We start from the raw sequence: 13,938 nt of genomic DNA, 5'->3' as shown, positions 1-13,938 counted from the left end.
GACTTTGCCGGTTGTGGCGGTCCGGCAGGCCGATGCGCGGCCGCCAATGGGCTGCCGCCCGAGGAATTACAGTCGGGTAGCGCTTGGATGCCGCGTCCGGGGCCGGCGCCGGCCCCGGGAATTTGCGCTATGCAGCAAGGCGCCTTCATCCGGCGCCGGTACAATTCAGGTTTTCCACCGAGCATCCCAGCGCTCTCATGACAGCCAAGAAAGCTGCTTCGAAATCGTCCACGACGTCGGTCACACCGGTCGCCGAACATGCCGTCCCCGTGCTTGCCACCGCGCCGCAGGCGGTCACCCTGGAGCCGGTCTTTGCCGCGTTGCGCAAGCGCTACCCGGCTGCCCGCCAGTCCGAGGTGCAGCTGTTTGCAGCCGACTTCTACCGGCGCATGGAAGAGGACGAGTTCCCCAACCACCCACCCGAACAGTGGGCGGCCCTGGCGGCCGACATGCTGGAGTTTGCGCGCACGCGCAAGGCCGGCACGGTCAATGTGCGGGTGTTCAACCCGACCCTGAAGAGCCACGGCTACGAGTCGCCGCACACGCTGCTGCAGATCGTCAACGACGACATGCCGTTCCTGGTGGACTCGGTGAGCATGACGCTGTCGGACCTGGGCATCGGCGTGCACGTGCTTGGCCACCCGGTGCTGCGCATCGCGCGCGACAAGGCCGGCAAGCTGACCGCGGTGGGCGAGGGCAAGAGCGAATCGCTGATGGTGCTGGAGATCGACCGCCAGCCTGCCGACGACATGCCCAAGGTGGAAGCGGCCGTGCGCAAGGTGCTGGCCGAAGTGCGTGCGATCGTGCACGACTGGGCGTCGATGCGCGAAAAGATGGTGATGCTGGCCGATGACCTGGCCACCCGCCGCCTGCCGATGGACGACATCAGCCGCCACGAGGCGCAGGAATTCCTGCGCTGGGCGGCCGCCGACCACTTCACCTTCTTCGGCTACCGCGAGTACCGCGTGGAGAAGCAGGACGGCCAGGACGTGCTGGCGCCGGTAGAAGAAACCGGCCTGGGCCTGATGCGCGGCCGCGACACCTCGCCGGCGCGCCCGGTGACCACGCTGGCGGCGCATGGCCTGAACACCTCGGCCAAGCTCAAGGACGCGCTGATCCTGACCAAGACCAATGCGCGCTCGCGCGTGCATCGGGTCGGCTACATGGATTACATCGGCATCCTGGAATTCGATGCCAAGGGCCGCATCGTCGGCGAGCAGCGCTTCCTGGGCCTGTTCACCTCCAGCGCCTACAACCGCCGCCCCTGGGAAATTCCACTGGTGCGGCAGCGCCACGAATACGTGATGAGCAAGTCCGGGCTGACCCCGAGCAGCCACAGCGGCAAGGCGTTGCGACACATCCTCGAGACGCTGCCGCGCGAGGAGCTGTTCCAGTCCAACGAGGAAGAGCTGTACCGCACCGCGATCGGCATCCTCGGCCTGCAGGAGCGCGTGCGCAGCCGCATGTTCCTGCGCCGCGACAAGTACAGCCGCTTCATCTCCGCGCTGGTGTACATCCCGCGCGAGCGCTTCAACACCGATGTGCGGCTGCGCATCGAAGCCTTGCTCAAGGAGGCGCTGCACGGCGAATACATCGATTCCAGCGTGGTGCTGGGCGAATCGCCGCTGGCGCAGCTGCACCTGATCGTGCGGCCCAAGAGTGGCGAGGCGCTGGAATTCAACACCACCGAGCTCGAATCGCGGCTGGCGCATCTGCTGCGCAACTGGCGCGATGCCCTGCGCGAGGCGCTGGTGGCGCGGCATGGCGAGGTCAATGGCCTGCGCATGGCGGCCAACTTCGGGCGTGCGTTGCCGGCCGGCTATATCGAAGACTCGTCGATCGAATCGGCGGTCTCCGACGTCGAGCATCTGGCGGCACTGGAAGGCCCGGATGACCTGCATCTGAGCCTGCAGGAGATCCGTCGCGACGACGGCGTGCGGCTGGACGCCGGCGAAGGCCTGCGCCTGAAGCTGTATCGCCAGCTCGACGACATCCCGTTGTCCGATGCGATGCCGATGATGGAGAACCTGGGCCTGCGCGTGATCTCCGAGCGGCCATACCGGCTGCAGGTCGGCGAGACACCGGTCTACATCCAGGATTTCGAGGTCGAATCGACCTCCGGCAAGATCAATGCAGCCAATGCCGACGCCGGTTTCGGCGAAGCCTTCGAACGGATCTGGAATGGCGATGCCGAGAACGACGGCTTCAACCGCCTGATCCTGGCGGCGGGCCTGCACTGGCGCCAGGTCGCGCTGCTGCGCGGCTATTGCAAGTATCTGCTGCAGACCGCGGTGCCGTTCTCGCAGGCCTACGTCGAGGCGACGTTCACCCGCTACCCGTTGCTGGCGCGCCTGCTGGTGGAACTGTTCGAGGCGCGCTTCGATCCGGCCACCGGCAGCGAGACCAAGGCGCAGATCGTTGCCGGGCAGGAACGCCTGCGCGAGGAACTGTCGGTGCTGGCAGCTGGCGACGAGGCCACGCTCAAGGCGCTGGAGCCGGTGCTGCAGGCGCGCGGCAGCGACCGCGATGCGCAGCAGGAGGCTGCGCGCGCCACGCTGCTGAAGCTGATGGACCGCGTTTCCAGCCTGGACGAGGACCGCATCCTGCGCAGCTTCATCGGCGTGATCGACGCGACGCTGCGCACCAACTACTACCAGACCGACAAGAGCGGCAAGCACGGGCACTGCATCAGCTTCAAGCTGGATTCTTCGATCGTGCCGGACCTGCCCAAGCCGCGTCCGTACCGCGAAATCTTCGTCTACAGCCCACGGGTGGAAGGCGTGCACCTGCGCTTTGGCGCGGTGGCGCGTGGCGGCCTGCGCTGGTCGGACCGGCGCGAGGATTTCCGCACCGAGGTGCTGGGCCTGGTCAAGGCGCAGATGGTCAAGAACACCGTCATCGTGCCGGTCGGCGCCAAGGGCGGTTTCTACGTCAAGCGCTCGCCGGTGGGCGGCGACCGTGACGCGATCCAGGCCGAAGGCATCGCCTGCTACAAGCTGTTCATCCAGAGCCTGCTCGACATCACCGACAACATCGTCGGCGGCAAGATCGTGCCGCCGCCGCAGGTGGTGCGCCATGACCTGGACGACCCGTACCTGGTGGTCGCGGCCGACAAGGGCACCGCCACGTTCTCCGACATCGCCAACGGGCTGGCGCTGGACCACGGCTTCTGGCTGGGCGATGCATTCGCTTCCGGCGGGTCGGTCGGCTACGACCACAAGGGCATGGGCATCACCGCGCGTGGTGCGTGGGAGTCGGTCAAGCGCCACTTCCGCGCGATGGGGCGCGATTGCCAGAGCCAGGATTTCAGCGTGGTCGGCATCGGCGACATGTCCGGCGACGTGTTCGGCAACGGCATGCTGCTCTCAAGGCATATCCGCCTGCTGGCCGCGTTCGATCACCGGCATATCTTCCTGGACCCCAATCCGGATGCCGCCGCTTCGTTCGCCGAGCGCGAGCGCCTGTTCAAGCTGCCGCGTTCCAGCTGGGCCGACTACGAGGCCAAACTGATCAGCGCCGGTGGCGGCATCTATCCGCGCACGCTCAAATCCATCGACATCAGCGCGCCGGTACGCGAGGTGCTGGGCTTGGACTCCAGCGTCAAGCAGCTCTCGCCCAACGAGCTGATGAACGCCATCCTCAAGGCGCCGGTGGATTTGTTCTGGAATGGCGGCATCGGCACCTACGTCAAGGCGTCCAGCGAGTCGCACGCCGATGTGGGCGACCGCGCCAACAACGGCCTGCGCGTCAATGGCGGCGAATTGCGCTGCAAGGTGGTGGGCGAGGGCGGTAACCTCGGCCTAACCCAGCTCGGCCGCATCGAGGCCGCGCAGGCCGGGGTGCTGCTCAACACCGACTTCATCGACAACTCGGCCGGCGTGGACACCTCCGACCACGAGGTGAACATCAAGATCCTGCTCAACGACATGGTGCAGGCCAAGAAGCTCACCTACGACGCGCGCAACACATTGCTCGCGTCGATGACCGACGAAGTGGCCGACCTGGTGTTGTGGGACAACTACCGCCAGAACCAGGCGATCAGCCTGATGGAGCGGATGAGCGTCAAGCGCCTGGGCTCCAAGCAGCACTTCATCCGCACGCTGGAACTGCAGGGCCTGCTCGATCGCCAGATCGAGTTCCTGCCCTCCGATGCCGAACTGTCCGCACGCAAGGCACGCGGGCAGGGCTTGTCGCGCCCGGAGCTGTCGGTGCTGCTGTCGTACTCCAAGCTGGTGGCGTTCCAGCAGCTGCTGGAATCGGATATCCCCGAAGACCCGTATCTGTCCAAGGAACTGCAGCGCTACTTCCCGCAGCCGCTGCAGAAGAAGTACGCCGATGCGATGGAGCGTCACCGCCTCAAGCGCGAGATCATCGCCACCGCGGTGACCAACACCACCATCAACCGCATGGGCGCCACCTTCCTGATGCGCATGCAGGAAGACACCGGCCGCAGCATCGCCGAGGTCGCCAAGGCCTATACCATCAGCCGCGAGACGCTGGATGCACGCGCGCTGTGGACGCAGATCGACGCGCTGGACGGCAAGGTGCCCGAGTCGGTGCAGATCGATGCACTGGAAGTGATCTGGCGCCTGCAACGCTCGTTCGTGCGTTGGCTGCTGCTGCGTCCGGGCCAGATGCCGGGCATCACCGCGGCGGTGGAGCGTTACCACGGCCCGTTCAACGACATCCGTATCGCTTCCGGCGTGCTGTCGGATGCGCAGCGCCCGCAGTACGAAGCCAGCGTGCAGGAATGGCAGGACAAGGGCCTGCCGCCGCAACTGGCGCAACAGCTGTGCGAGTTGCGTTACCTGGAACCGGCCTTCGACATCATCGAAACCGCGCGCACCCGCAAGCTCAAGCCGGTGGACGTGTCCAAGGTGCATTTCCGCCTGGGCGAAGCGCTGCGCCTTCCATGGTTGTTCGAGCAGATCGACGCGCTGGAGGTCAACGGCCGCTGGCATGCAGTGGCACGTGGTGTGCTGCGCGATGAACTGGCCGCGCATCAGCGTGCACTGGTGGCGCAGGTGCTGACCATGCCCGGCAGCAGTGCCGAGGACAAGGTGGCCAACTGGCTGGCACGCGACGATTCCAGCCTGCGCTTCACCCTGGCGATGCTGGCCGATGTGGCCGAGCAGAAGACGCTGGACTACCCGACCGTGTCGGTGGCGGTGCAGCGGTTGGGCCAGTTGGCAGCGCACGGGATGTAATAGTGTGCAGCGAGGTGATGGCGGAGCAGGTGCTCGTCATCACCTAGGCTGAGCTGATGCAGCTACGTAGTGTCTGCCCATGCACAAGGCGGCCCAAGGGTCGCCTTATTTACGTGCGGAATTGCTCCGTACGATCGCGAGCCCAATGCGTCGTCCGGGTGTCGGCCAATCGCGTGGTCCACATCCGGCCAGCTACGACACGCGCGCTGCCTTTCTGTGAGCCTGTCTGCATGCCAGAGGCATGTCAGACAACGCACGCGAGTAGGTGAACAATCCCAGGCTTCTTGACACTCTCGAATAGTCCGATGAGTATCGCTTAGCTGCAGTAGATCCTGCAGACGGGTGTGGAAGCCCGAAATCCAAGGCGCACGAGCGCCGGTCAACGATGGCGGTGCTCTCCACTATCCAAGGAGATCCTCATGCCGCGCACCAATCCTGCCCATTCGGCCACTACCGCAACCGCCTCGCAGCCGACCGCCCATACCGTGGCCGATCATGGTGATGCGCGTGAGGACGTGTTCTTCCGTCGCCTGTCCGAGTCACGTGGTGCGGAAGCCACCAACGGCCTGCATTGGTCCGATCTGCCGATGCAATTTGGCCTGGCTCTCAAATGCGCACATATCGATCACTGCTTGCTCGGGCTGCAGGGCGTGTTGGAGATGCTGCACGCCGGTGAGGCGGCCCGCGAGGCGGGTCAACCTGGCCTGGGTGGCGAGCTCACCGATCGCCTGCTCTACGCGTCGCGTGCGCTGGCTGTATCGGGAAAAGAATCGCTGCATGCGTTGCAGGAACGTCTTGCAGCTGCATCGTAAGGTGCAGTGCGAACGTCGGTCATCGAACGGCGTCGGACTTCCTGCATCCTGGCTGCGAGCAGCGTTGTTGGCGGGAGACCCGGATGCGCTGGGCCGAATTGCGCTCAAGGTTTAGCGATTGAGTGATACAGCGCAGGTGGCGCTCATCGATGGCGACCTGCGCACGAATGCCGCGATAGTGTGGTCATCAGTGACTGAGTGGCATTCGCCGTCGGGGCGACCTTTCGCATGCGTGGGTCTGCACCGATTGCCGTGACCAGTTCACTGCCTTATCTGATCTTGACGACCACCTTGCCCTTGGCGCGGCCCTGGGCTAGATATTCCAGCGCCTGCTTTGCCTGGTCGAAGCCAAACACCTTGTCGATGACCGGGCGGATGCGTTCGGCTTCGAGCAGTTCGCCGATCTTCGCCAGTTGCGCGCCATCGGGACGCACGAACAGGAAGCCGTAGGCGACGTTGTGCTTGTTCGCCAGGCGGATGATCTTGCGGCTCATCATGGCAAAGACGAATTGCAGCACGACATTCAACCGGCGTGCGCGGGCAAAGGCTGCGTCCAGCGGCCCCACCAGCGACACGATCCTGCCGCCGGGCTTGAGGATGGCGAGCGATTTTTCGATCGTATCGCCCCGCATCGTGCCCAGCGCGATGTCGTAGCCGCGCAGCACGGTCTCGAAGTCCTGTTGCCTGTAATCGACCACCTCGTCTGCGCCAAGGCTGTTCACCAGCGCGACATTGCCGGTGCTGGTGGTGGTGCCGACAGTGGCGCCGAGGTGTTTTGCCAACTGGATCGCGATGGTGCCGATGCCGCCGGAGCCGGCGGGAATGAACACCTTCTGGCCGGGCTGCAGGCCGGCACGTTCCTTCAGGGCCTGCCAGGACGTGAGTGCGACCATCGGCAGCGATGCCGCCTGCACGAACTCCAGATTGGCCGGCTTCAACGCTGCGGCGCTTTCCGGCACCGCGACATACTCGGCGATGGTGCCGCGGCCAAGATCGAACACGCTGGCGAAGATCGCATCGCCCGGCTTGAAGCGGGTGACGCGGCTGCCGACCTCGATGACGATTCCGGCCACGTCGCTGCCCAGCGTGGCGGGCAGCTCGAATTTCACTACGGGTTTGAAGATGCCGGTGGGAATCATGTTGTCGATCGGGTTCACGCCCGCGGCATGCACCTCGACCAGCAGTTCGTCGGGCTGCAGCGTCGGGCGGGCCAGCTCGCTGAAGCCGATGCCGGGAGCCTTGCCGTAGCGTTTGAAGGTGAGTGCTTTCATCTGGTTCCAGTCCAATGCCGTGGTTGTAGGGATGGGTGGCCGGGTGGGACGCGGGCCCCGGCCGCCTTCATCCCTGCGCTGGCAGAGCGATGCCTGCCGCCTGATCGCCACATGCGCCCATGTGAATCCATCGAACCCGTGCACGCGTGCGGCTGCGTGCCGTCTCCATGCAGGTCCGCAGCGCTCACCGTGGCGAGCGCTGCGGGGCAGCAGCGTCGTTCGGCCGGTCAGGCTGCCGGCTGATAACGCTCGGCGGCGTTCGCCTGCCGGATGTCCGACAGCAAGCCCTGGCGCGCGCCATCCAGTGCGTCCCAACGTTCGGCCACGTGCAACGGCGGAATGGTGACCAGCTCGCGGCGATCGAAGCCGACCAGCGCGGCGTCGACCAGTTCGCCTACGTCCATCAGGTCGCTGAGCGTGTTGACGTCGATACCGGCGCGTCCCCAGATCTCGGTGCGCGTGCCGGCCGGCAGCACGGCCTGCACATAGACGCCCTTGGCGCCCAGCTCCAGGTGCAGCCCCTGCGACAGGAACAGCACGAAGGCCTTGGTGGCGCCATAGACGCTCATGCCGAATTCCGGAGCGAAACCCACCACCGAGCCGAGGTTGACGATCGCGCCGCTGCCGGACTGTGCAAAGCGCGGCGCAACGGCGGCGGACAGGCGCGTCAACGCGGTGACATTGAGCGCGATCAGGCGGTCGACCGCCGCGGCGTCCTGCTGCAGGATGCCGCCGGACTGCGCCATGCCTGCGTTGTTGATCAGGATGCCGATCTGCGCATCCTCGCGCAGGCGGGTTTCCACCGCGGCCAGATCGGCGGCCTGGGTCAGGTCGGCCTGCAGCACATCGACGCTGACGCCATGTGCATCGCGCAGACGCGCAGCCAGCGCATCCAGGCGGGCCTTGTCGCGTGCGACCAGTACCAGGTCATGGCCGCGTTGCGCGAAGCGCTCGGCGTAGACGGCGCCGATGCCGGTTGAGGCGCCGGTGATGAGGACAGCGGGAAGCGTGGACATGCAGGATTCCTTGATGAGAGTGGATGAAGGACGCCAGGCGAGACAGCCTCAGCCGGCGAGGGACGGGTAGTCGATATAGCCTTCGGCGCCACCGCCGTAGAGCGTGGCCGGATTCAACGGCGCCAGCGCTGCGCCGGTGTGCAGACGTTCGACAAGATCGGGGTTGCTGATGAACGGGCGGCCGAAGGCCACCAGGTCGACGTTGCCTGCGCGCAACTGGGCGTTGGCCAGTTCCAGGTCGTAGCCGTTGTTGGCCAGATAGGTACGGGTGAACTTGCTGCGCAGCGCGGCATAGTCGAACGGGGCCGCGTCGCGCGGGCCACCGGTCGCACCTTCGACCACGTGCAGGTACACGATGCCCAGCGCATCGAGCTGCTCGGCGATGTAGTCGTATTGCGGCTGCGGATCGCTGCCGGAAATGCCGCTTGCCGGCGACACCGGCGAGATGCGCACGCCGGTGCGATCGGCGCCGATCTGCTTGTTCACTGCAGCGACCACCTCCAGCAACAGGCGTGCGCGGTTTTCGATCGAGCCGCCGTAGGCATCGGTACGCTGGTTGGCGCCGTCCTTGATGAACTGCTCCAGCAGGTAGCCGTTGGCGCCGTGGATTTCGACACCATCGAAGCCGGCGGCAATCGCATTGGCCGCTGCCTGGCGGAAGTCGTCGACGATGCCCGGCAGTTCGTGCAGCGCAAGCGCGCGTGGTTCGGAGACATCGGCAAAGCCGTTGTTGACAAACACCTTGGTCGCCGCGCGGATCGCCGACGGCGCAACCGGTGCGGCGCCGCCCGGTTGCAGGTCGACATGCGACACCCGGCCCACATGCCACAGCTGCACGAAGATGCGCCCGCCCTTGGCATGCACGGCGTCGGTGACTGCACGCCAGCCGGCGATCTGCTCGGGCGTGTACAGGCCAGGGGTGTCCTGATAGCCCTGAGCCTGGGGCGAGATCTGGGTGGCCTCGGTGATCAGCAGGCCGGCCGAGGCGCGCTGGGCGTAATAGGTGGCCGCCAGTGCGCTCGGCACCAGGCCGGCGCCCGCACGGTTGCGGGTCAGCGGGGCCATCACGATGCGGTTGGTCAGGGTCAGCGCGCCCAGTGCATAGGGTTCGAACAGCGAAGGGTGGGTCATTGGCGGTGCTCGGAATCAGTGGTTGACAAAGATTACGATCAAAATCTAAAGTGTCAATACTTTGATGACGAATGACATCAAAGTAAGCTGCCGCTCTCACCAGTCCCGCACAAGCACGGAGTGTCCCAACGATGAAAGTGACCAAGGCACAGGCGCAGGCAAACCGGGCGCACGTCGTCGAGACCGCCTCGGTGCTGTTTCGCGAGCGCGGTTACGAAGGGATCGGCATCGCCGATCTGATGGCCGCTGCAGGGTTCACCCACGGCGGCTTCTACAAGCAGTTCCGCTCCAAGGCAGATCTGATGGCTGAATCGGCGGCCTGCGGGCTGGCCAGCATCGCCGCGCAGACCGAGCACGTGGACAAGGCAGATTTCGTGAACTTCTATCTGTCGCGCGGACATCGCGACAGCCTTGCCACCGGCTGCACGATGGCTGCGCTGGGCGCCGATGCCGCGCGCCAGCCGGAGGAAGTGCGCGAGGCGTTCGCCACCGGGGTCGAAAACCTGTTGGCCTCGCTCGACCGCAGCGGCGCTGCGCCCGGCACCGCCGAGGCAGCAGCGGAGCGCGCCAGCAACCTGGACATGATGGCGCACGCCATCGGCGCCATCGTGCTGTCGCGGTCGTGCCCGAACGATTCGCCACTGGCCGACGAAATCATCGCGGTGTGTCGCGACCAGATCCTGTCGTCGTTGCAGGCATCCAACTAACCGACAGGCGTGCATCCGCCACACACGTGGCCGAGGTTTCACCGGTAGGACTGCGTTTTTAGCCAAGCCATCGCATTCCAGTCGCGGCGTGATCGTCAACCGACTGCCGCCCTGTCACTCACTGCACTCAAGGAAATCCAATGACAAGCAAACCCCCTGTTGCGCTGGTGACCGGCGCCTCCTCCGGCATCGGCGAAGCAACTGCCAACGCGCTGGCTGCCGCCGGTTATACGGTGTACGGCACCAGCCGTCGCGGCGCGCAGTCCGGGCAGCGCGCCTTTACGCTGCTGGCGCTGGATGTGACCAGCGACGAATCGGTCGACGCCGCGATCCAGGAGCTGCTGCGACGGGAAGGGCGCATCGACCTGCTGGTCAATAACGCCGGTTTCGGTGTGTCTCCCGCCGCTGCGGAGGAAAGCTCGATCGAGCAGGCCAAGGCCATCCTCGACACCAACTTCCTCGGTGTCGTGCGCATGACGCGCGCAGTGGTGCCGCAGATGCGCCGCCAGGGCAGTGGCCGCATCATCAACATCGGCTCGATCATCGGGCTGGTGCCCACGCCGTATGCGGCGCTGTACGCGGCCAGCAAGCACGCGGTGGAGGGTTACTCCGAAGCGGTGGACCACGAGCTGCGCAGCTACGGAATCCGGGTCACGGTAATCGAGCCGGCCTACACCAAAACCCAGTTCGAGGCGAACACTCTCGCCCCGGATGCGCCGCTGGAAAACTACCGTCAGGTGCGCACCCAGGTCGGCCAGGTGGTGGCGCAGGCAATGGCAAGCGCGGACGAGCCCTCCGTCGTCGCCGACGTGGTGGTGAAGGCGGCGCGCGCGCAGCAGCCCAAGGTGCGCTACACCGCGGGCAAGATCGCCGGACAGCTGCAGTTCCTGCGGCGGTTTGCGCCGGCGGGCGTGTTCCAGGCGCTGATTCGCAAGAACCTGCAGCTCGATGCGAAGACGCCGTCCGAGACGACGACGCCATCCCACGCCGGATAAGCCCGGCCGACAAACCACTGCAAGTGCCGGCCCTGGCGGTGAGCGCAACAGGTTTCAGCTGCGCCGCGCTAGGTTGCACCGCTGCACAAACGAGCCGCAGCGACTGCAGTGCGCATGCCGTTACCGATGCGTCGGTGGTGACGCGGTCGCGCGCGGTCTTGACCCCAACAGGAGAAGGCAATGACCTTCAATGCAGTGCTTAGCGTTCAGACCAGCGAGCCGGTGGTTACCAGGCTGGTCCGGTTCAACGAAGACGCGTTGATGCCGGGCGAGGTGAGGGTTGCTGTCGAGAATTCGACCGGCAACGACCACCACGCGATGGCGGTGGCGGTGAGCAGAGGTGGCCCGATCATTCGCCATCTTCCGCTGATTCCTGGCGTCGATCTTGCCGGTGTGGTCGAAGCGTCCCGCGATGCCGGCAGTGCGGTTGCAGACCGGGTGCTGACCAGCGGCCGGGGATTGCATCAGCCCCACTTTGGCGGCAACGCGCGGAAGGTGCAGGGGTGCACGGTCGTGGAGGTGAACGCATGAGCGCGCCGACTGCATCGCGCGCATTTCGCTACCTGGCCACGCTGTCGGCGTTGTCGTTCTTCGCGTTGGGCGCTGCCTGGCTGCTGGCGCCTGCGGCCATGCTGGCCAATTGGGGCGTGGCCTTCGACAGCGACGCGCTGGGCGTGCTCGGCCGACGCGCCGCACCGCTGTATGCGGCCATCGGCGTCATGCTGCTGCTGGTGCGAACGGCGCCACCGTCGCCAGGGCGCCGTGCCGTGGTTGCGGGCTTTGTCACCGCGTGCCTGTTGTTGGCAGTGCTGGGCGTGGCGGAGTGGGTGGCCGGGCATGTCAACGCCGGCATCTTCGCGGCAGTCGCGATCGAGATCAGCTTTCCGCTGGCGTTCCTGCTGGTGACGCGTGCCGAGGCCGCGTCGCGGCAAAACGACAAGGCGCGATGATGGCAGGCATGGCGGCACCTGTGGGGTGCTGTCATGCGAGTTGGCGGACATGACACGTTGCAAGACTGGTCAACCAAGCAGTGCGAGCAGTTGGCAACTGGATGAGGATGTCGCATGGAAACCACAGTTGCCGGGGCGGTGCACGCCGATTCCAGTCACGGCTGTGTAGCTGCTCCGGCTGCGCAGCCTTGCGGTCAGCCGCTCGAAGCCCGGTGCCCGCTCATTTCCTGCCCGGCATCCTTGTCGAAACGCACATGCCACCAGGTGGCGCTGAGCGAAATCAGGCTGACCACGCAGAACGCCAGCGAAAAATCCCGTTGCGCAGGCTGGGTGTGATCGCCGGCCAGCATCGCCAGCTTGAGGATCATTGCGCCGGCGCATACGCCGACCGAGAGCATCAGTTGCTGCAAGGTGGTGTACAGGCTGCTGGCGCGGCTCATGCGCGATGCGGGCACGTTTTCATAGGCGATGGTGTTGTAGGCGGCGAACTGGAACGACATGAAGGCGCCGCAGCACAGCAGCAGGCCGAACATCAGCGCCGGCGGCCAGTCGGGCCGGAACAACGCACACACCATGTAGCCCAGGCTGGCGAGCACACCGTTGCCGATCAGGCTGTTGCGATAGCCGAAGCGGCGCAGTAACTGCGGGGTGATGCTGCGCATCAGCAGTGCGCCGAGCGCGGTGGCCAGGATCAGGCGCCCGCTGTGTGCAGCACTCATGCCGAAGCCGATCTGGAACAGCAGCGGCAGCAGGAATGGATGCGCGCCCTGGGTGATGCGCATCAGCGCACCGCCGATCACCGACAAGCGGAACGAATCGATCCGCAGCAGGCTCAGGTCCAGCAGCGGAGCGGGGTGGTGGCGTGCATGCCACAGATACCCCAGCGCAGCGCTGCCGCCGATGGCCAGCAGCCAGCTCGCGGTACCGATGCCGTCCTGCTGGCTGACCATTTCCAGGCCGAACAACAGGCAGCCCAACGCGGTGCCGCACAGCACGAAACCGCGCAGGTCGAAACGTGCCGGTGTGGTGTCGGTGGGAATTTCCGGGATGAAACGGCGCACCAGCAAAAAGCCGGCAATGCCGATCGGCACGTTGATGTAGAAGATCCAGCGCCAGTCCAGATACGAGACGAAAAATCCACCCAGCGGCGGGCCGAGCATCGGGCCGATAAAGGCCGGCACCAGCGTCCAGGCCATGGCCGACACCAGGTGACGGCGCTCCACCGTGCGCAGCAGGATCAGCCGGCCGAGCGGGGCCATCATCGCGCCACCGGCGCCTTGCAGTACGCGCGCGGCGACCATGGTGGGCAGGCTGTCGGCCAGCGAACACAGGATCGAGCCGCCGACGAACACCCAGATCGATGCGCCGAACACCCGGCGCAGGCCGAAGCGGTCGGCGATCGCGCCGCTGGCCGGGATCAGCACCGCCAGCGCCAGCAGGTAGCTGGTCATGGCGATGCTCATCGCCGGCGCGGCAACGCCGAAATCGCGCGCCAGGGTCGGCAGCGCGGTCGCCAGCACAGTGGCATCCATCTGCTCCATGAAGATGGCGCAGGCCAGGATCAGCGAGATGATGCGGTAATCGGGATAACGCGGCGGCGTGACGCCGGCCTCGGACACGCTGGAGGACATCGGACTCTCGGTTGCGGGGCCGCATCGGTGGCGCGCAGATGGCGATCAGACCGGCCCGCGTCGCACGGTGTTGTGCGGCGCAACATGGCTATTGTCCGCCCGTGCGGAGCGGTGTTCAAGCACAAGCCAGGCAACACTGCGTACGCATCACAGGGCCGATAACACCACCAGCCCACCTGAGAGAGCCGTACAGCCCGCAAGACGGGTGCGAATGCCTC

The 13,938-nt window shown here is 65.8% G+C and carries 10 protein-coding genes; 6 read left to right on the top strand and 4 right to left on the bottom strand.

Going from position 1 to position 13,938, the window contains the following annotated elements; genetic code table 11:
* Positions 1 to 197: 197 nt before the first annotated feature.
* Both EO170_RS19115 and EO170_RS19110 read left to right on the top strand, forming a co-directional pair.
* Positions 198 to 5,207: an NAD-glutamate dehydrogenase domain-containing protein gene (locus EO170_RS19115; RefSeq protein ID WP_126947420.1), complete on the top strand. Its 5,010-nt coding sequence runs from the start codon at positions 198 to 200 to the stop codon at positions 5,205 to 5,207.
* Between the two features lie 515 nt (positions 5,208 to 5,722).
* Positions 5,723 to 6,019, top strand: coding sequence for a hypothetical protein (locus tag EO170_RS19110; protein ID WP_104648244.1), 297 nt, complete (start codon positions 5,723 to 5,725; stop codon positions 6,017 to 6,019).
* 269 nt (positions 6,020 to 6,288) lie between these two features.
* Here the strand turns inward: EO170_RS19110 and EO170_RS19105 are convergent, their stop codons facing one another.
* The 3 genes from EO170_RS19105 to EO170_RS19095 are packed head-to-tail and all read right to left on the bottom strand — an operon-like array spanning position 6,289 to position 9,437.
* Positions 6,289 to 7,605, bottom strand: a complete 1,317-nt coding sequence (locus EO170_RS19105) for an NADP-dependent oxidoreductase (protein WP_241239473.1) — start codon at positions 7,603 to 7,605, stop codon at positions 6,289 to 6,291.
* Entirely contained in the window at positions 7,518 to 8,306 is a 789-nt protein-coding gene (locus EO170_RS19100) for an SDR family oxidoreductase (RefSeq protein WP_119131394.1), read from the bottom strand. The genes EO170_RS19105 and EO170_RS19100 overlap by 88 nt, the downstream gene beginning before the upstream one ends.
* A gap of 48 nt (positions 8,307 to 8,354) precedes the next feature.
* Positions 8,355 to 9,437, bottom strand: coding sequence for an alkene reductase (locus EO170_RS19095; RefSeq protein WP_126947415.1), 1,083 nt, complete (start codon positions 9,435 to 9,437; stop codon positions 8,355 to 8,357).
* Between the two features lie 131 nt (positions 9,438 to 9,568).
* On the opposite strand from EO170_RS19095, the gene EO170_RS19090 reads away from it, so the two are divergent.
* The 4 genes from EO170_RS19090 to EO170_RS19075 all read left to right on the top strand — a co-directional run bounded on the left by EO170_RS19090 (position 9,569) and on the right by EO170_RS19075 (position 12,089).
* Positions 9,569 to 10,144 (top strand): TetR family transcriptional regulator, encoded by a 576-nt coding sequence (locus tag EO170_RS19090; protein WP_126947412.1) that lies wholly within the window; start codon positions 9,569 to 9,571, stop codon positions 10,142 to 10,144.
* Positions 10,145 to 10,284: 140 nt separating this feature from the next.
* The gene (locus tag EO170_RS19085; protein WP_065031628.1) at positions 10,285 to 11,139 is read left to right on the top strand and encodes an oxidoreductase; all 855 of its coding nucleotides are present in this window, start codon (positions 10,285 to 10,287) and stop codon (positions 11,137 to 11,139) included.
* 180 nt (positions 11,140 to 11,319) lie between these two features.
* Positions 11,320 to 11,670 carry a hypothetical protein gene (locus EO170_RS19080; protein WP_126947409.1) on the top strand — a complete coding sequence of 117 codons (351 nt, stop codon included), beginning with the start codon at positions 11,320 to 11,322 and terminating at the stop codon, positions 11,668 to 11,670.
* A complete protein-coding gene (locus EO170_RS19075) occupies positions 11,667 to 12,089 on the top strand; it encodes a hypothetical protein (RefSeq protein WP_126947406.1) in 423 nt (140 codons plus the stop codon). Before EO170_RS19080 ends, EO170_RS19075 begins: the two co-directional genes overlap by 4 nt.
* 194 nt (positions 12,090 to 12,283) lie before the next feature.
* Here EO170_RS19075 and EO170_RS19070 read toward each other — a convergent pair whose 3' ends face one another.
* Positions 12,284 to 13,720, bottom strand: coding sequence for a DHA2 family efflux MFS transporter permease subunit (locus EO170_RS19070; protein ID WP_039522006.1), 1,437 nt, complete (start codon positions 13,718 to 13,720; stop codon positions 12,284 to 12,286).
* Positions 13,721 to 13,938: the final 218 nt, after the last annotated feature.

Origin of the sequence: Xanthomonas sp. BRIP62409 (genome assembly GCF_003992965.1) — a bacterium.
Classification (GTDB): Bacteria; Pseudomonadota; Gammaproteobacteria; order Xanthomonadales; family Xanthomonadaceae; genus Xanthomonas; species Xanthomonas euroxanthea.
The sequence above is the reverse complement of the archived record's forward strand: the minus strand, read 5'-3'. Positions and strand labels throughout refer to the sequence as shown.